A 20,372-nucleotide genomic window follows, 5' to 3' on the forward strand; every position below is an offset into this window, starting at 1 on the left:
ATGCCCACGAGATCGATGCCCACTGTGTCGTGGATGCCGGTCTCGATCGCCACCTTCAGCTTGGTGCCGACCCCGTCGGTGGTTGTGACCAGCAGGGGATCGACGTAGCCCGCGGCCTTCAGGTCGAAGAGCGCGCCGAACCCGCCAAGCGAGGCCTCCGCCCCGGCGCGCCGGGTGGACTTGGCCAGGGGTTTGATGCGCTCGACAAGCGCATTCCCCGCGTCGATGTCGACGCCGGCCTGGGCATAGGTGAGGCCGTTGGGCCGTTCGGACATCTGGACGCCTTCGTGAGAAAAACACGGCATGCGAAACACGGACTTGCAGACTCGCCGCCTCGCAGGGCTATAGCTAATCGATGACTCCGATTACGACCACCGCGGAACTGGCGGTGTTTTGCGAGAAGCTCAAAGGCCAGCCGTTCGTCGCCGTGGACACCGAGTTCATGCGCGAGACGACCTACTGGCCAAAGCTCTGCCTTATCCAGGCCGCCGGCGCCAATGGCGTGGAGGCCTGCATCGATCCTTTGTCCGAGGAAATGGACCTGGAACCGTTCCTGGTCATTCTGCGCGACGAGACGATCCTGAAGGTGTTCCACGCGGCGCGGCAGGACGTTGAGATCTTCAACAACCTGGCCGCCATGCCTCGGCCGCTGTTCGACACCCAGGTTGCGGGCATGGCCGCCGGCTTCGGCGAGCAGATCGCCTATGACGCGCTGGTCCGCCAGATGCTGAAGATCGAGCTCGACAAGTCGTCGCGCTTCACCGACTGGGCGCGCCGGCCGCTGTCGGACAACCAGCTGACCTATGCGCTCGCCGACGTAACCCACCTGGCCAGCCTCTACCCGATCCTGCGCGAGCGTCTGGAGAAGGAGGGCCGCATCGCCTGGGTCACCGACGAGATGGCCAATCTCACCGACCCGGCGGTCTATGACGTCGAGCCGGAGAACGCCTGGAAGCGGCTTCGGCCGCGAAAGCACACCGCCAAGTACATGGCGGTCTACAAGGCCGTCGCCGCCTGGCGCGAGCGCACGGCCCAGACCCGCGACCAGCCGCGCGGCCGCATCCTCAAGGACGACGCGATCGATGAGGTCGCCACTCAGGCGCCTACCGACGCCGACCAGCTCGACCGGTTGCGCTCGGTGCCCAAGGGCTTCTCCGGCTCGCGGTTCGGACCTGATCTCCTGGCGGCGATCCGCGAGGCGCTGAAGGACCCCGAGGCCTACGCGCCGGTGGTCGAGCGTCACCGCGCACCGCCGTCGCCGGCCGCCGGCGCGGTGGTGGAACTGCTGAAGGTGCTGCTCAAGGCGCGGGCCGAGGAGGCCGGGGTGGCCTCAAAGCTGATCGCCACTGTCTCCGACCTGGAGCAGATCGCCAATGACGACGAGGCCGACACCTCAGCGCTCAAGGGCTGGCGCCGCGAGGCGTTCGGCGAGGACGCGCTCAAGCTGAAGCGCGGCGAACTCGCTCTGGTGCTCGACGGCGCCCGCGTGCGGGTGGTCGAGGTCCGCCGCGCGCCCAAGACGGCCACCGCGGGCTGATTCCCGGACGCTCCGCCGGTTCCTGAGGATAAGCGTCACGCAATTGATTTCGCGGGCGTTTGGTCTCTCTCGACAGGGTTCTCCACAGGTCATCCACCGTGCTCGCCGAACTGCGCTCACAGCCCCATCCGACCGGCCCATTGCGGGCCGCCCGGGCTTTTGCAAATCTCCACTTGCCGAGAGGGACTGCGGCGCGGCGGACCGGGAGACCGGACCGAGAAGCGGGCAGAAGGCTCTGGGGGGTAGGAAGCCAGGGGCGACCCGAAGCTGCCGATCCTCGGGGACACCGAGGCGGTCTTGAAGCCGATCCGGGGTAACCTGGCGGAGCTTAAGGGTTCCTCGACCTCAAAGGCTCAGATCCCCCAACGGATCTGGTTCAGAGGGCGGTGTTTCGGGCAACCGAGGCGCCGCCCTCTTGCTATGCGCGCAGGGTTAGACCCGCGCCAGCGCGGCGGCGATCTCGTCCTTCATGGTCACGCGGAGCTTCTTCGCATCCTCCAGGACCTCGTCGGCGACCGTTTCGAGGCCGGCTTCCAGCCTCGGGAAAATCCTCATGCAGGGCGTGGGGCGTATGGCTCATCGTCGCGACCTTCATCGATGGCTGCCGTAGCCGAGTGCGGCGGCGATGACTGTCGGCGAGCGTGGGCTCGTCGGCCTTGAGCTCGGTCAAACCGAGAGGGCTAGAGGCCGACCTCGCTCTTGGCCGCCTCGTTGAGCAGCGGTTCCTGGGCCAGGTAACGGCGCAGGTTCTCCAGGAACAGCTCGTCGCCGCGACCGAGGTTGCCGTCGCCGGAGTTGGAGCTGTGCGCGGTGACCCGCACCTTCGGATGGTCCCAGAACCAGCTGTCGGCGGGGAGCGGCTCGGTCTGGAAGACGTCGAGCACGGCGTGACCCGGCTGGTCGCGGTCGAGGCCGGCTTTCAGGGCGTCCTCGTCAACCAGGCCGCCGCGGCCGATATTGATCAGAACCGCGCCCGGCTTCATTGCCGCGAAGAAGGCCCCATCGCACATATTGCGGGTCTCGTCGTTGAGCGCGCAGGCCAGCACGACGACGTCGGCCTGCGGCAGTTCGCTCTCGATGTCCTTCAGCGTGATCACCTGGTCGACCAGGTCGCCTTGGGCCGCCGGGCTGCGGCGCACGACCGTAAGATGCACCCCGAAAGGTTTGATCCGCTTGGCGATTTCGTGACCGATGTTGCCGAATCCGGCCATCAGCCAGCGGGTCTTGGCGACCTCGTGGTAAGGCGTCGATTTCCACTCGTGCTTGGCCTGCAGTGCGGCGGCTTGCTGGATTGGCAGCTGCAGGCTCAGCGCGTGGGCCACGACATATTCGGCGATCGGCGTCGCCTGGGCGCTAGACTTGGTGAGGCGGACGCCCTTCTCCAGGATATTGCGGAAGATCGGGTTGTCGATCCCGGCGGCCATGATCTGTGTCCAGCGGGGCGCCTGCGCCTTCATAAGCCGGCCGTAGAGGCCGCCGAGGGTTCCCGAGGCGTGGCTGTCGAGGCTGAGCCAGACGACTTCGGGGTCGATGGCGTCCTTGTCGATGGGATTTCCGTTGAGCTCGTATGCGTCCTCCGCGGCGGCGGTGACCACCTCAGCGTCCGGCGCAACCTTGGCCAACCGCTCGGCCACGCGCCTATAGGCCGCCTGGGTCATCAGGATCTGCATGGGCTCATCCAAGTTCGAGTTTCAGTTTCAGGGCCGAGGCCAGCGTCTGGGCGCGCTTGGCGGTCTGGTCGCCGAGCAGCATGTCGGTCCAGCCGGCGGCGGCGGTCAGCGTCAGCCGGTCGCCTTGAATGGTCAGGCTGGACTTCTCCAGCAGCCGTGGATTGCGCCCCGAAAGGTCGCAGCCCAGCCGCACCGCCGCGCCAAGGGCCCGCGCTCGCTGGCGGCGCTCCGCGCCGATCACCCGAGAGACGGCTTCCGCCTCGGGCGGCGTGGTGGCCGAGGTGTGCCGCGAGAAGGCGACGCTGGCCAGGAAGGCGCGCTCGGGATGGTTCATGCCCGCGATCGGCGCGCGCAGCACCTGCTCGAAGGCGAGGTCCGCGCGGTGGTCGGGGTGCAGGCGGGCTCCGAGATCGGCCAGCCGACTGGCAGCGGCCAACAGGACCGGGTCACGGGCGCCGAAGACGGGCGACAGCTTCTCGAACGCCGGAGTCAGCCAGGCCTCCAGCGCCCCGCCCAGCTCCGATGGGACGCCCCGCGCGGCGGTCAGGGCCTCGCAACCCTCGATCAGCGGATCGCGGCTGCGAACGTCCGGAGCCATGGCCTCCAGCAGCAGACCCTCGCGCACCCCGAAGGCTGAGATGGTGATCCGCTCGACGCCCAGGGCCTCGATCAGGGCCTCCAGCACTACGGCGGAATAGGGCAGGGTCTCGATCCGCTTCTTCGACAGGCCCTGCATGCGCTCGAGCGAGGCGCGGGACTGGCGGGCCACCAGCCGCGAGACGCTTAGCGCGTCGGCGCGGCTCATCTCGTACTGATGGGCGACATGCAGCGGGTAATCGGCCAGCTCCATCTGGAAAAGCGCCAGGTTGCGCCAGGCGCCGCCGACCGCGTGGAAATGGCGGGTGGCGAAACGGTTGGCGTGCGGCGTCAGCGCCGCCTCGATCAGCTTCGCGGTGCGGTCAGGATCGAGCGGCCGCGGCGCGCCAAGCGCGAAGGGGCCGAGCGGGAGGGTCGCGCCGTCGTCCGCGCCGGAGGCGCCCAGCCGGATGAGCTCCAGGCTTGAGCCGCCGAGGTCGCCCACCACGCCTTGCGCGTCCGGCTGGCCGGCGATCACCCCCATGGCGGCGTAGCGGGCCTCCTCGTCGCCGGTGAGCAGGCGGACGATCAGGCCGGTCTCCTCGCGCACCCGCTTCAGGAAGGCGGGCCCATCGGCGGCTTCGCGTACGGCGGCGGTGGCGGCGGCGGTGACGTCCTCGGCCTTCCAGCCGTCGAGCAGGGCGCGGAACCGGCGGATGGCGGTCAGGGCCACCTCGACGCCGTCGGGCGACAGCCGCCCGGTGGACGGCAGGTCGCGGCCGAGGCCGGCGAGGGCTTTTTCGTTGTAGACGGTCCAGATGGCGCGCCCGTCCAGCCGGTAGATCACCAGGCGGACCGAGTTGGAACCGACGTCGATGACGGCGGCCTGCCGGGAATCTGGCCTGCTATCCCCGCGAGGCCACATGATCGATCGCGCGCGGCATGTCCTTCACCTTCTGCCCTCTACCCGAAAGGCTGGGGTTGGTCATGAAATACTCGTGCGCGGAGAATGCGGAAGGATGGTCCCAGGACGGGTCGCGGCTGTAGTGGCCCACGGCGTTCAGGAACCAGCTCTGGGCCTCGTCCTTCAGGTTGGCCAGCATGATCTGCTGCAGCACCTGCTGGTGGACGGTGGGATTCTCGATGGGCGTCAGGGCCTCGACGCGGCGGTCGAGGTTGCGCGGCATCCAGTCGGCAGAGGAGATGTAGACGCGGGCCTCCGACGACGGCAGGGGCGCGCCGTTGGCGAAGGCGACGATCCGGCCGTGTTCAAGGAAGCGGCCGACGATCGATTTCACGCGGATGTTTTCCGAGAGGCCGCGGATGCCGGGGCGCAGGCAGCAGATGCCCCGCACCACCAGGTCGATCTCCACGCCGGCCTGGCTGGCGGCGTAGAGGGCGTCGATGATCTGCGGGTCGACCACGGAGTTCATCTTCGCCCAGATGCCGGCTGGGCGGCCCTCCAGCGCGTGGGTCGCTTCGTTGGCGATCAGCGCCAGGAGGTCGCGCTTCATGGTGATCGGCGAGAAGGACAGCTTCTCCAGGCCCTCCGGCTGGGCGTAGCCGGTGACGAAATTGAACAGCCGCGCGGAGTCGCGGCCCAGCGCCGGGTCGGTCGTGAACAGCGACAGGTCAGTGTAGAAGCGCGCGGTGATCGGATGGTAGTTGCCGGTCCCGAAGTGGCAGTAGCTGCGCAGGACGTCGCCCTCGCGCCGCACCACGGTCGAGAGCTTGGCGTGGGTCTTGTACTCGACGAAGCCGAAGACGATGTGCACGCCCGCCCGTTCCAGGTCGCGGGCCCACTTCAGGTTCGCCGCCTCGTCGAAGCGGGCCTTGATCTCCACCACCGCGGTGACGTTCTTGCCGGCCTCCGCCGCCTCGATCAGGGCCGCGACGATCGGGCTGTCGTGGCTGGTGCGGTAGAGCGTCTGCTTGATCGCCAGGACGTTGGGGTCGCGGGCGGCCTGCCTGAGGAACTGCACCACCACGTCGAAGCTCTCGAACGGGTGGTGGACTAAGATGTCCTTCTCGCGGATCGCCGCGAAACAGTCGCCGCCATGGTCGCGGATGCGCTCTGGGAAGCGCGGTTCGAAGGGCTTGAACTTCAGCTCGGGATGATCGGCCGGGATCAGCTGGGTCAGCTCGTCCAGGCCCAGCAGGCCCTCGATCTGGATGATGTCCTGCGGTTCGGCGTGCAGGCTGGAGGTGATGAAGCCCTGCAACTCCTCGGGCATGGAGGCGTCGATCTCCACGCGCACCACGCTGCCGAGGCGCCGTTGCTTCAGCGCCAGCTCAAACTCGCGCACCAGGTCTTCGGCTTCCTCCAGGATCTCCACGTCCGAGTCGCGGATCACGCGGAAGACGCCCTGCGCCTGGATTTCGCAGCCGGGGAACAGGTGGTCGAGGAACAGGCTGACCAGGGCCTCCAGTGAGACGAAACGGCGTTCGCCCTTGCGGCGGCCGCGATGCTGAGCCGGCAGCTCCCAAAACCGCGCCACCTGCGCGGGGATCGGCACCAGGGCGTAGAGCACGCGACTGTCGGAGAGCCGGCGCAGCTTCAGCACCAGGGAGAAGGCCAGGTTCGGGATGAATGGGAATGGGTGCGCCGGGTCGATGGCCAGCGGCGTCAGCACCGGAAAGATCTGCGAAATGAACGGCTCTTCCAGCGCGTCCAACTCGGCGTTGGTGACCTCGCCCGCCTGCACCAGGTGCAGGCGCTGGTCGGCCAATTCGGCGCAGAGGTCGCGCCAGCGGCGCTGCTGCTCAGCCATCAGGTCGGCGGCCTCGGCGTTCACACGCTCGAGCTGCTCGGCGGGCGTCAAGCCGTCCTGGCTGGGCGCGCGCACGCCCTCGCGGACCTGGGCGCGCAGGCCGGCCACGCGAACCATGTAAAATTCGTCGAGGTTGTTGGCGCTGATCGCCAGGAAGCGAAGTTGTTCCAGCAGCGGATGCCGCGGGTTCTTGCTCTCGGCCAGGACCCGCCGATTGAAGGCCAGCCAGGAGAGCTCGCGGTTGAAGAACCGCGCAGGCGAGGCGGCCAGGTCCTCGTCCCAGGCGAGCGACGTCCGCTCCGCCGCGTCCGCAACGCCCGCGTCGTTCGACGCGGTGGCGATCGGCTCGGCGTAGCTCATGCCTTTGGCGCTCCGGAGAGATGACGGTCGCAAGATTTTGAGCCCTGGTTGTGACGGCTTCAAGTCATCCCTCGAAAAGGTCAAGATTTTCCGTACCGTCGTCCAGCACTTCGCGCGCCAGGACGCGTGAAACAGGCCGCATCAGGCCGTCTTCCGTCTCGTCGAGGCGCCGGACGATCTCTTGCGCGCCGGGGACTGACCTCTCCATGCGCCTCAGGAGATAGGGATAGACATCGTCGTGGGGACGAATGTTCCGTTCACGGAAGAAGTTGCGCAGGACGCCGGTCAAGACGTCGTCGTCCGGCGGCCCGATCTCGGCCACCAGCATGGCGTTCAGGCGCGAGCGAAGGTCGGGTAGGGCGCATTTCCACGCGGCCGGCGCGATCCGCGCCGTCAGCAGCAGGCTCGCCCCATCGCGTTGGGCCTGGTTGATCAGGTGGAACAGCGCCTCGTCCGGCGCGCCCCGGTCGACGTCTTCCAGCAGAGCGGCCCGTCCGCCGGCTGCGGTCACGTCGGGCGCGTCCCGATCGAGGATCACCGCTTGCGTGGCGGCGGCCCAGGCGCGGGCCAGATGGGTCTTGCCGACCCCCTCGGGCCCGACCAGCGCCAGGGCGCCGCCCGGCCAGCGCGGCCAGGCGTCGAGCGCGTCCAACGCCGGCGCGTTGGAGACGCCGCGGACGAATTCCTCGCGGGAATGGACGGTCGGCCTGCGAAGGCTCAGCCGAAGCTGCCGGGCCATGATCGGTCCTAGAGCGTGTCGTTCGCGGCCTTGGCCGCGCCGCCGACCACCAGGGTCCAGCCCTCGGGCTTCAGCAGTTCGATCGGCGAGAAGCGGACCTTGTAGTCCATCTTCTCCGAGCCGCGCACCCAATAGCCAAGATAGACGTAAGGCAGGCCGGTCAGGCAGGCCTGGACCACATGGTCGAGGATCACGAAGGATCCCAGGCTGCGGCGGCTCTGGGTCGGGTCGTAGAAGCTGTAGACCAGCGAGAGCCCGTCGCTCATCACATCCACCAGGGCGCAAGCCACCAGTTCGCCGGGCCCGCGGTCCTTTGGCTTGGTGCGGTATTCGATGATGTGGGTGCGGACCGCAGTGTCCTCGACCATGGCCACGTAGTCCGGCCAGGTCATCTCGGCCATGCCGCCGTCAGCGTGGCGGGTGGTGAGGTAGCGGCGCAGGAGGTCGAATTGCTCCATGGTCGCCTCGGCCTCGACCAGATGGCGCTCCAGGTCTTCGTTGCGGGCGATCGCCTTGCGCTCCGAGCGCGAGAAGACGTAGTCGGGCGCCGGGATCCGCGCGGAAACGCAGGCCGTGCAGGCCTCGCACGCCGGGCGATAGGCGATGTTCTGCGAACGGCGGAAGCCCACCTGGGTCAGACTGTCGTTGACGCTGGCGCCGTCGCTCAGGGGCAGGTGGGCGAACACCTTCCGCTCGTAGCGCTCGGGCAAATAGGGGCACGGCGACGGGGCGGTCAGGAAGAACCTGAGCTGTCGAGACGGGAAATGTTGCGTCACGGAATTGCCGTCGCCCTCTACGGATTGCCTCGATTAGGCGTCATGCCGCGCCCCGGCGCAAGGGCTGTTGCAGGGCCGCAATCGAAGCGTGGCTAAGGGCCGCGGTCCGGGGGCAGCACAGGCGCCTCACGCATCAACACGATGGCGATCCGACGGTTGCCTGGCAGGGTCGGGTCGTCGGGGTAAAGCGGGTCTTTTGTGGCCTTTCCGCTGACCTGATAGATGCGGTCGTCATCGACGCCGGCGCCTTCCAGGATATTGCGCGAGGCGTCGGCGCGGCCCTGCGAAAGCGACCAGTCGCCCTTGGTCTTGCCGCCCCCGGAATTGGCGCTGGTGTGGCCGTAGATGCTGATCCGGTTGGGCAGCTGGTTGACGATCTTGGCGATCGCCCGCAGCAAGAGCTTGGCGCGATCGTTGGGAACGGCCGTGCCCTGGTTGAACATCGAGCGGCCTTCCTGGTCCACGAGCTGGATGCGCAGCCCCTCTGGCGTCTGGTCGACGATGATGTTCTTCGAGAGTTCGGCGAGTTCCGGCATGTCCTGCAGCGCCTGGGCCAGGGACTGCTGGGCGGAGGCGAACGCGGCCGCCTCCTGCTTGGCCTGATCCTGCTTGGCCTGGTCGGCGGCTGGGTCGGCGGCCTTGGCGCCGTCCTTGGACTTGCCGTCGCTGGGGTTCTTCACGTCGGGACTGGCGTCCTGGACGATAGCCTGCGAGCCGTTCTGCTTGGTGCCCTCGTTGCCCAGCGCCGTGCCCGCCAGGATGCCGCCGGCGCCGGAGGTGGTCTCAGAGACCGAGGCCGGGGCGAAGTAGTCGGCGATGCCGCGCTTCTGCTCGGGGCTGGTGGTGTTGATCAGCCACATCAGGAGGAAGAACGCCATCATGGCCGTCACGAAGTCGGCATAGGCGACCTTCCAGGCGCCGCCGTGGTGACCACCGCCGCCGCCCTTCTTGATCCGCTTGATGATGATCGGCCGTTCGCCGCCCGCCGACATGGTCCGCCCCGAGGAAGCCTGTTACGAGGGATTCACATGCACGGCCTCCCGTTAAGATGGCGTTGCACACAGGGTTAAGGAGCGGATCTGAGATGAAGGTGGCGTTCGCCGGTCTCGGCGTGATGGGCTTCCCGATGGCGGGGCATCTGGCCAAGGCGGGCCATGAGATGGCGGTCTATAATCGCAGCCCCGAAAAGTCCGCCCGCTGGGTTGAGGCGCATGGCGGGCGCGCCGGTGGGACCGCGGCCGCGGCCGCGGCGGGCGCCGAGATTTTCATCCTTTGCGTCGGCAATGACGACGACGTGCGTCAGGTCGTGGCGGAAGCTCTGCCGGCGATGGCGCATGGCGGCGTGATCGTCGACCACACGACGACCTCGGCTGTTGTCGCTCGCGAGATGGCGGACCTGGCGGTCAGGGCCGACCGATCTTTCGTGGATGCGCCGGTCAGCGGCGGCCAGGCCGGCGCGGAGAACGGCCAGCTCACCATCATGTGCGGCGGGACCGAGGCGGCCTTCGCCGAGGCCGAGCCGGTGATCGCCGCCTACGCCAAGGCGACCAAGCTGATGGGCCCTACGGGAGCGGGGCAACTCGCCAAAATGGTCAATCAGATCTGCATCGCCGGCGTGGTCCAGGGGTTGGCCGAGGGCTTGCATTTCGCCAAGCGCGCGGGCCTCGATCCGCAGCTCGTCTATGACGCCATTTCCAAGGGCGCGGCCCAGTCCTGGCAGATGGACAACCGATGGAAGACCATGAGCGAGGGGAAGTTCGACTTCGGCTTCGCGGTTGACTGGATGCGCAAGGACCTTGGGTTGGTCCTGGACGAGGCCGGGCGCAACGGCGCGGCGCTCGACATGACCCGCATGGTCGACGGCTTCTACGAGGAGGTCCAGGCGCTGGGCGGCCGGCGCTGGGACACCTCTAGCCTAGTGGCCCGCCTGGAGAAGCCCTGAGTGATCCTGGCGACCGAGCGCCTGATCCTCAGTGAACTCACGGCCGAGGACGCGCCTTTCATTCTCGAATTGCTGATGAGCCGCGGCTTCCGCGAGAATATCGGCGACCGAGGCGTGCGCGACCTCGATGGCGCCAAGAGCTACATCGAGCGCGCCCAGGCGGGCTACGCGGCCAACGGCTTCGGCCTCTGGCGCTGCGATATCACGGCGACCGGTGAGGCGGCGGGACTCTGCGGCCTGGTCAAGCGCGATGGCCTGCAACATCCGGACGTCGGCTACGCCTTCCTGGAAGCCTTCTGGGGCCGAGGCTATGCCTCGGAGTCCGCGGCGGCGTCCCTGGCCTACGGCCGCGGGACCCTGGGGCTGCCAGTCATCGTGGCGATCACCACGCCGGCCAACCTGGGCTCGATCGCCGTGCTGAAGAAGATCGGCCTGCGCAACGCCGGCCTCATGCGCCTGCCGGGCTACGACCACGACAGCGCCTATTTCACCACCGAACCGGCATGACCATCGCGACCCGCCGGGTTGCCGCCAACGGCTTCGACTTCGCCGTGGACGAGGCGGGCGAGGGCGACCACCTGGCGCTCTGCCTGCACGGCTTTCCGGAGAGCCGGTTCTCCTGGCGCCATCAGCTGCCGCTGCTCTCTGAAATGGGCTACCGCGCCTGGGCGCCGGACCTGCGCGGCTATGGCGGGACCGAGCCCAAGCCCCGCGAAATCTCCGCCTATCTGATCGATAGGCTGATGGAGGACGTGGCCGCCCTGATCGACGCCAGCGGCGCCAAACGCGTCACCCTGATCGGCCACGACTGGGGCGCGGGCCTGGCCTGGACCTTCGCCGCCAACCGCGTGCGGCCGTTGGAGCGGCTGGTGATCATGAATGTGCCGCACCCGGCGGTGATGGCCGGCCAGTTGAGGCGAAATTGGGCTCAGATGAGGAAGTCCTGGTACATGTTCTTCTTTCAGCTTCCGGGGCTGCCGGAGCGGGCGATGACCGCCAATGACGCACGCGCGATCCGCAACGCCTTCCACGGCATGGCCATCGACAAAACGAATTTCACCAGGGACGTGCTGGACCGCTACGCCAAGGACGCTCAGGGGCCCGGCGCGATCCGCGGGATGGTCAACTGGTACCGCGCCGCGCTTCGCATGGGCGGAAAGCTCCGCGGCCCCTGGCCGGTGATCGAGACCCCGACGCTCATCGTCTGGGGCGAGGAAGACGCCGCCCTCGGGATCGAACTGCTCGACGGCACGGACGACTACGTCCGCGACCTGACCATCGAACGCCTGCCGAATGTCTCCCACTGGGTGCAGCAGGAGGCCCCGGAGAAGGTCAATGCGATCCTTCGGGACTGGCTGGCGACGCCGCGGTGATTGTCAGCGGCGATCGCCCTCCGTGCTGTTTGGCGGAACGGCGTCTCGCGGCTTCGCCTGGCGGATCGACTTGACCCGTACGCCTTATCGACTAGGAGCCAGTCTCGAAGACTGGTCTTTCCTCTCACCCAGAACACGCCGTGTCGCCTTGGGCGGGACGTAGGCTCGCCCGATGTCGCGTTTCTTCATCGACCATCCGATCTTCGCCTGGGTGATCGCCCTGGTCGTCATGCTGGGCGGCGCGCTGGCGGCGCGCAGCCTGCCGGTGGCGCAATATCCCGATATCGCCCCGCCGGCCGTGTCGATCATCGCTAACTATCCCGGCGCCTCGGCTGCGACCCTGCAGACCTCCGTGACCCAGGTGATCGAGCAACAGCTCAACGGCCTGGATGGGTTGCTCTATTTCTCGTCGAACAGCAGCTCCAGCGGCCAGCTCACCATCACCGCGACCTTCAAGCCCGGCACCAATCCGGACATCGCCCAGGTGCAGGTGCAGAACAAGGTGCAGGCGGCCACGCCGTTGCTTCCGCCGCAGGTGCAGCAGCTGGGCGTCACCGTGGCCAAGGTGCGGACCAATTTCCTCTTGATCGTGGCCCTGTCTGACCCCTCGGAGCACTACACGAACTTCGATATCGCCGACTTCATCGTCAGCAATTTCCAAGACCCCCTGTCGCGGGTCGACGGCGTGGGCAATGTTCAGGCCTTCGGCGCCCAGCACGCGATGCGGATCTGGCTCGACCCCTACAAGCTGGACGGCCTGCAACTGACGGCAGCCGACGTCCAGGCGGCGATCGAGTCGCAGAACATCCAGGTCTCCGCCGGCCAGGTTGGCGGGCTGCCAACGGTGCAGGGCCAGCAGTTGAACGCCACCGTCACGGCCCAATCGCGGCTAACCACGGCGGACGAGTTCCGCAAGATTGTCGTCCGCAGCGAACTCAACGGCGGCCTCGTGACCCTGGCCGATGTGGCCCGCGTCGAACTGGGCAGCGACAGCTACGATTCCGTGAGCCGGCTGGATGGCCATCCCGCCGCCGGCGTCGCCGTGCAGCTCGCACCGGGCGCCAATGCGCTTACCACCGCCGACGCCGTGAAGGCCCGCGCCACTGAGCTCGCCCAGAACCTGCCGGCCGGCATGAAACTGTCCTTCCCGGTCGACAACACGACCTTCGTGCGCATCTCGATCCAGGAGGTCATCAAGACCCTCGCCGAGGCGATGGTGCTGGTGGTGATCGTGCTCTTCGTCTTCCTGCAGAACTGGCGTGCGACGCTGATCCCGGCCATCGCGATCCCGGTGGTGCTGCTGGGCACGTTCGGCGCGCTCGCGCTGTTCCACTATTCGATCAACACCCTGACTCTGTTCGCGGTGGTCATCGTGATCGGCCTGCTGGTCGACGACGCCATCGTGGTGGTGGAGAACGTCGAGCGGCTGATGAGCGAGGAGGGGCTGTCGCCCCGGGACGCTGCCCGCAAGTCCATGGACGAGATCACCGGCGCCTTGACCGGCATCGCCATGGTCCTGGCCGCGGTCCTGGCGCCCATGGGCTTCTTCGGCGGCTCGACCGGCGTCATCTACCGCCAGTTCTCGGTGACCATGGTCTCGGCGATCGTGCTGTCGGTGCTGGTGGCCCTGATCCTCACGCCGGCGCTCTGCGCCACCCTGCTCAAGGCGCCGAAGGCCGGGGGGCCGACCCAGCGCGGACCCTTCGGCTGGTTCAACCGCAATTTCGACCGGTCACGCCAAAGATACGGGCAAAGCCTCGACTGGCTGATCGGCCGGCCGTGGCCGGCGCTGGCGGTCTACGGCGCGATCGTGCTGGTCATGGCGATCCTGTTCGTGCGCATGCCCACCGGCTTCCTGCCTGACGAGGACCAGGGCGCGATGTTCGCCCAGATCACCTTGCCCGTGGGCGCGGTCCAGACCCGCACCCTGGACGCCCTGCGAACCGTCGAGCATCACTTCCTGGTCGATGAGAAGGACAATGTCAGCGCGCTGTTCACCGTAGCCGGCTTCAACTTCGCCGGCTCGGGCCAGAATTCCGGCATCGGCTTCCTGAAACTCAAGGGCTGGGATGTCCGCAAGGGCGCGGCCAACCGCGCGCCCGCTATCGCCCAGCGCGCCATGGCCGCCTTTTCCAGCGTTCGCGATGCGCAGATCTTCGTGGTGGTGCCTCCAGCGGTGCAGGAGCTGGGCAACGCCACCGGTTTCGACCTGCAGCTGGAGGATCGCGGAGGGCTCGGCCATGAAGCCTTCCTCGCGGCCCGCAACCAGCTGCTCGGCATGGCCCAGGCCGACCCGGACCTGGTCGCCGTCCGGCCAAACGGCCTTGAGGACACGCCGCAGATCCACGTCGATGTGGACACCACCCATGCCGCAGCCATGGGCGTCAACCAGGCGGACATCAACATCACGCTCAGCAACGTCTGGGGCGCCACCTATATCGGCGACTTCGTCGATAAGGACCGCGTCAAGCACGTCTACATGGAAGGCGACGCGCCCTTCCGCACCAAGCCCGACGACCTGTTCAGCTGGTATGTCCGCAACGCCAGCGGAAGCATGACCCCGTTCTCCGCCTTCTCGAAGGTGAGCTGGATCTACGGACCGGCCCAGCTGACCCGGTACAATGGCGTGCCCTCTTTCGAGATCCAGGGGCAGCCGATCCCGGGGAAGAGCTCCGGCGCCGCCATGAGCGCCATCGAGCAGATGGTGTCCAAGCTGCCCCACGGCGTGAGCTCGGAATGGACCGGCCTTTCCCTGCAGGAACAGGCCGCAGGTTCGCAGGCGCCGCTGCTCTATTCGCTCTCGATCCTCGTCGTGTTCCTGTGCCTGGCCGCGCTCTACGAGAGCTGGACGATCCCGCTTGCCGTGGTGCTGGTCCTGCCGCTCGGGGTCGTGGGCGCCTTGCTCGCGGCCAGCCTGCGGGGGCTCTACAACGACGTCTATTTCCAGGTGGGGCTGCTCACCACCATGGGGCTCGCCGCGAAGAACGCCATCCTCATCGTGGAGTTCGCGCTGGAGGGGCGCGAGGGCGGCATGACGCCTCTCGAGGCCGCGCTGCACGCTGCGCGCCAGCGTCTGCGCCCGATCCTGATGACGTCGCTGGCGTTCATGGCCGGGGTCTTCCCCCTGGCCGTCTCCACCGGCGCCGGCGCGGGCAGCCAGAACGACATCGGCACCGGCGTCGTCGGCGGCATGCTCTCGGCCACCGCGCTGGCCATCTTCTTCACGCCGCTGTTCTTCGTCCTGATCCTGCGGTTCTTCCCGCAGAAGCCGTAGGGCGGAGCTAGGTCGAGGTCTCCAGCACGATCGCCTTCATCTCACGTGCGGTCTTGGCCCAGCTGTATCGTCCGATGTCGGCGGCGCCGCGCAGGCCGCGCTCGCGCGCTTCGGCGCGATGGGCGTAGACGCGTTCCAGGGCCTCGACGACCTCATCGACGTCGCTTTCGCCCCAGCCGGGGACGCCGAGGGACCCGGCTTCGAAACCGGCGAGCTCGCCCTGCTGGTTTAGAGGATAGCAGTTGTCGTCCTCGATCAGGTCGATGTGGCCCGTGTTTCGCGAAAGGATCGTGGGCACGCCGCACGCCATGCATTCCATCGCCACCAGATTGGTGCCCCCCTCTGCGCGATTGGTGAACAGCGCCACGTCCATCTCCCGCAAGACAGTCGGCAAATGGGCGTTGGGAACGAAGCCTAGGGCGAAGAAATTGTCCGGGGCGATGTTGTTGGCGGCCGCCCAGCCGGCGACATCGGCGTCGCCGTTCGGGGCGAACCCGCAGGGTTCGGCCAGGTCGGTGTCGTTGATCGTGGCCGAACTCGCCGGCCAGAAGTTCCCCCAGGCCGACACCAGCAGGGCGTCCGGGCGCCGCTCGGCAAACCGTCGAAACGCGGCGATGACGATATCCTGGCCTTTGCGGCGCTCCAGCTTTCCGCCGCTGAACACCAGGAAACGGTCGCCGAAGACGCCTTGGCGCGGCGCCGGGTGGAAGAGGGTCGGATCGATCCCCTGGATGACCGTGCGCACGTTTTGGAGCCCATGGGCCTGCAGGACCTGGGCGTTCCAGGTGGAGCCGGTCACCACCGCGGGGAAGGCCGCCGCCCGCTGCACGGAGTCGGTGGATATCAGCGCAGTCTCGAAGAAGGTCGCGGCGATGGAGGGTTTGCCCTCAAGGGCGACGTCGTTCGCCGATAGCGACAGCCGGAAATTGTGATTGAAATGGCTGATCACCGTCCCTTCCACCGTCACGCCACGCTCGCGAAATGGCTTCAGGCGCGCCTGGAAGGCGTTCGATGTGGCGAGGAAACTGTCAATCAGCCGTTGGCGCAGCGGATCGACCGCCAGTTGGTCAGGCGTCATGACGTAGGCGCCGACAGGCTCGATGTCGGGATCATCGCACCAGTTGAGCGCCAGATTCAGGCCATAGACTCCCCACCCGAAGAAGCTGGAGACGCCCCAGTTGATATAGGTCGTTCGCCTGTCCATTGGATCTGCCGCCGGGCGCTCGCTGGCGCGCGCGTCGGCTATGCCCCCAGCAGCTTCGCCGCGCGCGGCGCGAAGTAAGTGATCACGCCCGCCGCGCCGGCCCGCTTGAAGGCGCCGAGCGATTCCATGATCGCGCGTTCTTCCTCGAGCCAGCCATTCTGGGCGGCCGCCATCAGCATGGCGTACTCGCCCGAGACCTGGAACGCGAAGGTCGGCATGTTGAAGGCGTCGACCACCTGACGGACGATGTCGAGGTACGGCATCCCCGGCTTGACCATCACCATGTCCGCGCCCTCGGCGATGTCGAGCGCGACCTCGCGCAGGGCCTCGGCGTGGTTGGCGTTGTCCATCTGGTAGGTCTTCTTGTCGCCGGGGTTCTCGACCGACCCCGTGCCGAGCTTCCCGGAGCCGATCGCCTCGCGGTAAGGGCCGTAGAAGGCCGAGGCGTATTTGGCGGCGTAGGACATGATCATCACGTCCTGCAGGCCCTCGGCCTCGAGTGCTTGCCGCAGCGCGCCGCAGCGGCCGTCCATCATGTCGCTGGGTGCGAGGATGTCGCAGCCGGCCTTGGCCTGCATCAGGCCCTGAGCGACCAGGGCTTCGATGGTCGGGTCGTTGAGGATCCTGCCGTTCTCGATCAGGCCGTCGTGGCCATGGTCGGTGAAGGGGTCCAGCGCCACGTCGCACATGATCCCAACCTCAGGCGCGGCGTCCTTCATGGCTTTCACCGCGTTGGCGATCAGGCCGTTCTCGTCGTGCGCGAGCGAGCCGCGGGCGTCCTTTTTCGAGCCGTCGATGTGCGGGAAGACCGCGATGGCCGGAATGCCCAGCGCCTTGGCCTGTTTCGCGGCAGCGGCGCAGCCTGTCACCGACAGGCGGCTGACGCCTGGCATGGCGGCCACCGGAATTTCGCCTTCGCCCTCGTGCACCACCATCGACCAGATCAGGTCGGCGGGCGTCAGCACCGTCTCGCGCACCAGCCGGCGGATCCAGTCGGCCTGACGCAGGCGTCGCAGGCGCAGGGCGGGGTAGGCGGCGAGGGGCGCTTTGGTCATGACGCGCGTTTGCACCCGAGGACCGCGCGAAAGCAAGCCTTCCGCGATTGACAGCCACGCCGGCTCGCGCTGACTCCGCGCGCATGGATTTCAACCTGACCGACGACCAGCGGGCCATCGAGGACGCCGCGCGCGCCTTCGCCGCCGCGGAGCTCGCGCCCCATTCCGCCCGCTGGGACGAGGACAGCCATTTCCCCGTCGACGTGCTGAAGAAGGCCGCCGAGATGGGCTTTGCGGGCCTCTATGTGCGCGAGGACGTCGGCGGCTCGGCGCTCTCCCGGCTCGACGCCTCGATCGTCTTCGAACAACTCAGCTATGGCGATGTGTCGACGGCGGCCTTCATCTCGATCCACAACATGGCGAGCTGGATGATCGACCGGTTCGGGGACGAGGAGCTGCGCCACCGCTTCCTGCCGAAGCTGACCACCATGGACTATATCGCCTCCTACTGCCTGACCGAGCCGGGCTCGGGCTCGGACGCGGCGGCGCTGAAGACCACGGCGCGGCTGGATGGCGATCACTACGTCCTGAACGGGTCCAAGGCCTTCATCTCCGGCGCGGGGATCTCGGATATCTACGTCGTGATGGTGCGCACCGGCGGGCCGGGGCCGAAGGGCATTTCAGCGGTAATCGTCGAGGCCGGGACCCCCGGCCTGTCGTTCGGCGCCCAGGAAAAGAAGATGGGCTGGAAATCGCAGCCCACCGCGCAGGTCAATTTCGACGACTGCCGCATTCCGGCGCCCAACCGCATCGGGGCGGAAGGCGAGGGGTTCCGGTTCGCCATGGCCGGGCTCGACGGCGGGCGGATCAACATCGCCTCCTGCTCCCTGGGCGGCGCGGGCCTCGCCCTCGACACGGCCAAGGCGCACCTGGAGACCCGCAGTCAGTTCGGCAATGCGCTGAAGGATTTCCAGGGCCTGCAGTGGCGGCTGGCGGACATGGCCACCGACCTCGACGCCGCGCGCCTGATGGTGCGCCGCGCCGCCCACGCGCTGGACAACCGCGACCCCAAGGCCACCCAGTATTGCGCCATGGCCAAGCGGCTCGCCACCGACACCGGGTTCGATGTGGCCAACCAGGCGCTGCAGCTGCACGGCGGCTACGGCTACCTGCGCGACTTCCCGCTGGAGCGGATCGTGCGCGACCTGCGGGTCCACCAGATCCTCGAAGGCACCAACGAGATCATGCGGGTGATCACCGCACGGGAGCTGTTCCGGCAATGAGCGAACCCGAAGTCATCACCCGCATCGAGGGTTCGGTCGGACGGATCACGCTGAACCGGCCGCAGGCGCTGCATGCGCTCACCACCAACATGTGCCGGCTGATGACCGAGTCGCTGGTCACCTGGATCGACGACCCGAAGGTGCGGCTGGTGCTGATCGACCACGCCGGGGATCGTGGGTTCTGCGCTGGCGGCGACATCCGGATGCTGGCCGAGAGCGGCGCGGCCGACGGCAAGCTGGCGCGCGAATTCTTCTTCATCGAGTATCGGCTGAACGCCCTGCTGCACGACTATCCGAAGACGCTGGTGGCGATCATGGACGGGGTGACCATGGGCGGCGGGGTCGGTGTGTCACGGCCCTGCCGATTCCGGGTGGCGACCGAGCGCACCACGTTCGCCATGCCCGAGACGGGGATCGGCCTGTTCCCGGATGTCGGCGGGGGCTGGTACCTGTCGCGGATGAGCGACCACATCGGCCTTTGGCTGGCGCTCACCGGAGCCCGGATCAAGGCTGCCGACTGCGAGCTGACGTGCATTGCTACCGACTATGTGGAGAGCGCCCAGATCCCCTCGCTGAAGGCGGCGATCCTGGCCGACCCCGATGCGATCGAGACGGTCCTGACCGAGTTCGAGGGCGACGCCGGCCGCCCACCGCTGGCCGCGCACATCGACGAGATCGCGCACCTGTTCGCGGGCGACAGTGTCGAAGCCATCGTCGCGGCGCTGAACGCCGCCGACACCGATTGGGCGCGCGATCAGCTGGCGATCCTGGCCACCAAGTCGCCGCAGACGATGAAGGTCGCCTTCCACCAGTTGAAACTGGGCGGTGCGATGACCCGGTTCGCCGACAACATGGCCATGGAGTACCGGATCGGCGCGCGGGTGGTGCAGCGGCACGACTTCCTGGAGGGCGTCCGCGCCGTGATATTGGACAAGGACAATGCGCCCCGCTGGGAGCCGCCGACGCTGGAAGCGGTCTCCGAAGCGCTCATCGAAGGCATTTTCGCGCCCCTGCCTTCCGTTGACGAGTGGACGCCTTTACCTTGACGTCAGGGCGGCTCCCGAACGGACCGCCATCGGGAGGACGACGAATGAAATCCAATCTCCTGCTTGCGGCCGCTCTGGCCGTGGGCGTGACCGCCGCGGCCGCCTACGCCGCGCCCGCCGGCTACATCACCGCCGCGGTCGCCGACAAGGCTCGGCCAGAGGCTGACACCAAGCGCGACGCCGACCGCAAGCCTGCGGAAATGATGGAGTTCGCCGGCGTGAAGCCCGGCATGACCGTCGTCGACATGTTGCCAGGCGGCGGCTACTTCACCCGCGTGTTCTCGAAGGCCGTCGGCGCCAAGGGCGTGGTCTACGCCGTGAGCGGTCCGCCGCGGCCGCCGCAGGATCCGGCCAAGCCCGCGCCGCCACCGGCCATCGACGTCCTGGCCGCCGATCCCGCCTACGCCAACGTGAAGTCGATCCATCAGCCGCTGCAGGCTGGCCTGTCCGTCCCGACCCCGGCGGATGTGATCTGGACCTCGCAGAACTACCACGACGTCAAGAACATCGCCGGCATCGACATGCTGGCCTTCGACAAGGCGATCTACAATTCGTTGAAGCCCGGCGGCGTCTTCATCGTGCTCGACCATGTGGCCAATCCCGGCGATCCGAACTCGACCAAGACGCTGCATCGGATCGATCCGGCGGTGGTGAAGCAGGAAGTGACCGCCGCGGGCTTCAAGTACGAAGGCGAAAGCACGGTTCTCAAGAACCCCGCCGACGACCATACCAAGGGGATTCGCGACGGCTTTTCCCAGGGCCAGACTGATCAGTTCGTCTATAAGTTCCGCAAACCCAAGTAAGCTTCTGAGTTAAGAGGGATTTC

Annotated in this window: 17 protein-coding genes and 1 pseudogene; 8 read left to right on the plus strand and 10 right to left on the minus strand. The window is 67.5% G+C overall.

Annotated elements, in window-relative coordinates; translation table 11 throughout:
• Positions 1 to 275, minus strand: a pseudogene (locus E8A12_RS15130) (phosphoribosylformylglycinamidine cyclo-ligase); the annotation flags it as partial.
• Between the two features lie 80 nt (positions 276 to 355).
• Here E8A12_RS15130 and rnd point away from each other — a divergent pair.
• Positions 356 to 1,537 (plus strand): ribonuclease D, encoded by a 1,182-nt coding sequence (gene rnd / locus E8A12_RS15135; protein WP_293370258.1) that lies wholly within the window; start codon positions 356 to 358, stop codon positions 1,535 to 1,537.
• Positions 1,538 to 1,969: 432 nt separating this feature from the next.
• On the opposite strand, the gene E8A12_RS15140 is transcribed toward rnd, so the two are convergent.
• From E8A12_RS15140 to E8A12_RS15170, 7 genes are all read right to left on the minus strand, one after another.
• Entirely contained in the window at positions 1,970 to 2,092 is a 123-nt protein-coding gene (locus tag E8A12_RS15140; RefSeq protein WP_293370260.1) for a hypothetical protein, read from the minus strand.
• A 125-nt stretch (positions 2,093 to 2,217) separates the two neighbouring features.
• Positions 2,218 to 3,207 carry a D-2-hydroxyacid dehydrogenase gene (locus E8A12_RS15145; protein ID WP_293370262.1) on the minus strand — a complete coding sequence of 330 codons (990 nt, stop codon included), beginning with the start codon at positions 3,205 to 3,207 and terminating at the stop codon, positions 2,218 to 2,220.
• Between the two features lie 4 nt (positions 3,208 to 3,211).
• Complete coding sequence (locus tag E8A12_RS15150; protein ID WP_293370264.1) at positions 3,212 to 4,708, minus strand: Ppx/GppA phosphatase family protein; 1,497 nt, start codon at positions 4,706 to 4,708, stop codon at positions 3,212 to 3,214.
• Positions 4,689 to 6,914 (minus strand): RNA degradosome polyphosphate kinase, encoded by a 2,226-nt coding sequence (locus E8A12_RS15155; RefSeq protein ID WP_293370266.1) that lies wholly within the window; start codon positions 6,912 to 6,914, stop codon positions 4,689 to 4,691. Before E8A12_RS15155 ends, E8A12_RS15150 begins: the two co-directional genes overlap by 20 nt.
• A 64-nt stretch (positions 6,915 to 6,978) precedes the next feature.
• Positions 6,979 to 7,653 carry a DnaA/Hda family protein gene (locus E8A12_RS15160; protein WP_293370268.1) on the minus strand — a complete coding sequence of 225 codons (675 nt, stop codon included), beginning with the start codon at positions 7,651 to 7,653 and terminating at the stop codon, positions 6,979 to 6,981.
• An 8-nt stretch (positions 7,654 to 7,661) separates the two neighbouring features.
• Positions 7,662 to 8,429: an arginyltransferase gene (locus E8A12_RS15165; protein WP_293370270.1), complete on the minus strand. Its 768-nt coding sequence runs from the start codon at positions 8,427 to 8,429 to the stop codon at positions 7,662 to 7,664.
• A 92-nt stretch (positions 8,430 to 8,521) separates the two neighbouring features.
• Entirely contained in the window at positions 8,522 to 9,421 is a 900-nt protein-coding gene (locus E8A12_RS15170; protein ID WP_293370272.1) for a flagellar motor protein MotB, read from the minus strand.
• Positions 9,422 to 9,513: 92 nt separating this feature from the next.
• Between E8A12_RS15170 and E8A12_RS15175 the strand changes: the two genes are divergently transcribed.
• From E8A12_RS15175 to E8A12_RS15190, 4 genes are all read left to right on the plus strand, one after another.
• The gene (locus tag E8A12_RS15175; protein ID WP_293370274.1) at positions 9,514 to 10,371 is read left to right on the plus strand and encodes an NAD(P)-dependent oxidoreductase; all 858 of its coding nucleotides are present in this window, start codon (positions 9,514 to 9,516) and stop codon (positions 10,369 to 10,371) included.
• On the plus strand, positions 10,372 to 10,878 hold the full coding sequence (locus E8A12_RS15180) for a GNAT family N-acetyltransferase (protein WP_293370276.1): 507 nt from the start codon (positions 10,372 to 10,374) through the stop codon (positions 10,876 to 10,878).
• On the plus strand, positions 10,875 to 11,744 hold the full coding sequence (locus tag E8A12_RS15185; protein WP_293370278.1) for an alpha/beta hydrolase: 870 nt from the start codon (positions 10,875 to 10,877) through the stop codon (positions 11,742 to 11,744). The genes E8A12_RS15180 and E8A12_RS15185 overlap by 4 nt, the downstream gene beginning before the upstream one ends.
• A gap of 172 nt (positions 11,745 to 11,916) precedes the next feature.
• Positions 11,917 to 15,018: an efflux RND transporter permease subunit gene (locus E8A12_RS15190; RefSeq protein WP_293370280.1), complete on the plus strand. Its 3,102-nt coding sequence runs from the start codon at positions 11,917 to 11,919 to the stop codon at positions 15,016 to 15,018.
• Between the two features lie 7 nt (positions 15,019 to 15,025).
• On the opposite strand, the gene E8A12_RS15195 is transcribed toward E8A12_RS15190, so the two are convergent.
• On the minus strand, positions 15,026 to 16,222 hold the full coding sequence (locus E8A12_RS15195; protein ID WP_293370282.1) for a glycosyltransferase family 4 protein: 1,197 nt from the start codon (positions 16,220 to 16,222) through the stop codon (positions 15,026 to 15,028).
• A gap of 38 nt (positions 16,223 to 16,260) precedes the next feature.
• Entirely contained in the window at positions 16,261 to 17,277 is a 1,017-nt protein-coding gene (hemB, locus tag E8A12_RS15200) for a porphobilinogen synthase (protein ID WP_293370284.1), read from the minus strand.
• 83 nt (positions 17,278 to 17,360) lie between these two features.
• Between hemB and E8A12_RS15205 the strand changes: the two genes are divergently transcribed.
• The 3 genes from E8A12_RS15205 to E8A12_RS15215 are packed head-to-tail and all read left to right on the plus strand — an operon-like array spanning position 17,361 to position 20,349.
• On the plus strand, positions 17,361 to 18,500 hold the full coding sequence (locus E8A12_RS15205) for an isobutyryl-CoA dehydrogenase (RefSeq protein ID WP_293370286.1): 1,140 nt from the start codon (positions 17,361 to 17,363) through the stop codon (positions 18,498 to 18,500).
• The gene (locus tag E8A12_RS15210) at positions 18,497 to 19,546 is read left to right on the plus strand and encodes an enoyl-CoA hydratase/isomerase family protein (RefSeq protein ID WP_293370288.1); all 1,050 of its coding nucleotides are present in this window, start codon (positions 18,497 to 18,499) and stop codon (positions 19,544 to 19,546) included. Before E8A12_RS15205 ends, E8A12_RS15210 begins: the two co-directional genes overlap by 4 nt.
• A 44-nt stretch (positions 19,547 to 19,590) precedes the next feature.
• Positions 19,591 to 20,349 (plus strand): methyltransferase, encoded by a 759-nt coding sequence (locus E8A12_RS15215; RefSeq protein WP_293370290.1) that lies wholly within the window; start codon positions 19,591 to 19,593, stop codon positions 20,347 to 20,349.
• Positions 20,350 to 20,372 lie beyond the last annotated feature (23 nt).

It is taken from the genome of Phenylobacterium sp. (genome assembly GCF_004799395.1).
GTDB lineage: Bacteria > Pseudomonadota > Alphaproteobacteria > Caulobacterales > Caulobacteraceae > Phenylobacterium.

Bases quoted from the DNA above. Each gene is read 5' to 3' on its own strand.
- rnd (WP_293370258.1), top strand. From the start codon at position 356: ATGACTCCGATTACGACCACCGCGGAACTGGCGGTGTTTTGCGAGAAG.
- E8A12_RS15140 (WP_293370260.1), bottom strand. From the start codon at position 2,092: ATGAGGATTTTCCCGAGGCTGGAAGCCGGCCTCGAAACGGTCGCCGAC.
- E8A12_RS15145 (WP_293370262.1), bottom strand. From the start codon at position 3,207: ATGCAGATCCTGATGACCCAGGCGGCCTATAGGCGCGTGGCCGAGCGG.
- E8A12_RS15150 (WP_293370264.1), bottom strand. From the start codon at position 4,708: ATGTGGCCTCGCGGGGATAGCAGGCCAGATTCCCGGCAGGCCGCCGTC.
- E8A12_RS15155 (WP_293370266.1), bottom strand. From the start codon at position 6,914: ATGAGCTACGCCGAGCCGATCGCCACCGCGTCGAACGACGCGGGCGTT.
- E8A12_RS15160 (WP_293370268.1), bottom strand. From the start codon at position 7,653: ATGGCCCGGCAGCTTCGGCTGAGCCTTCGCAGGCCGACCGTCCATTCC.
- E8A12_RS15170 (WP_293370272.1), bottom strand. From the start codon at position 9,421: ATGTCGGCGGGCGGCGAACGGCCGATCATCATCAAGCGGATCAAGAAG.
- E8A12_RS15175 (WP_293370274.1), top strand. From the start codon at position 9,514: ATGAAGGTGGCGTTCGCCGGTCTCGGCGTGATGGGCTTCCCGATGGCG.
- E8A12_RS15185 (WP_293370278.1), top strand. From the start codon at position 10,875: ATGACCATCGCGACCCGCCGGGTTGCCGCCAACGGCTTCGACTTCGCC.
- E8A12_RS15190 (WP_293370280.1), top strand. From the start codon at position 11,917: ATGTCGCGTTTCTTCATCGACCATCCGATCTTCGCCTGGGTGATCGCC.
- E8A12_RS15195 (WP_293370282.1), bottom strand. From the start codon at position 16,222: ATGGACAGGCGAACGACCTATATCAACTGGGGCGTCTCCAGCTTCTTC.
- hemB (WP_293370284.1), bottom strand. From the start codon at position 17,277: ATGACCAAAGCGCCCCTCGCCGCCTACCCCGCCCTGCGCCTGCGACGC.
- E8A12_RS15205 (WP_293370286.1), top strand. From the start codon at position 17,361: ATGGATTTCAACCTGACCGACGACCAGCGGGCCATCGAGGACGCCGCG.
- E8A12_RS15210 (WP_293370288.1), top strand. From the start codon at position 18,497: ATGAGCGAACCCGAAGTCATCACCCGCATCGAGGGTTCGGTCGGACGG.
- E8A12_RS15215 (WP_293370290.1), top strand. From the start codon at position 19,591: ATGAAATCCAATCTCCTGCTTGCGGCCGCTCTGGCCGTGGGCGTGACC.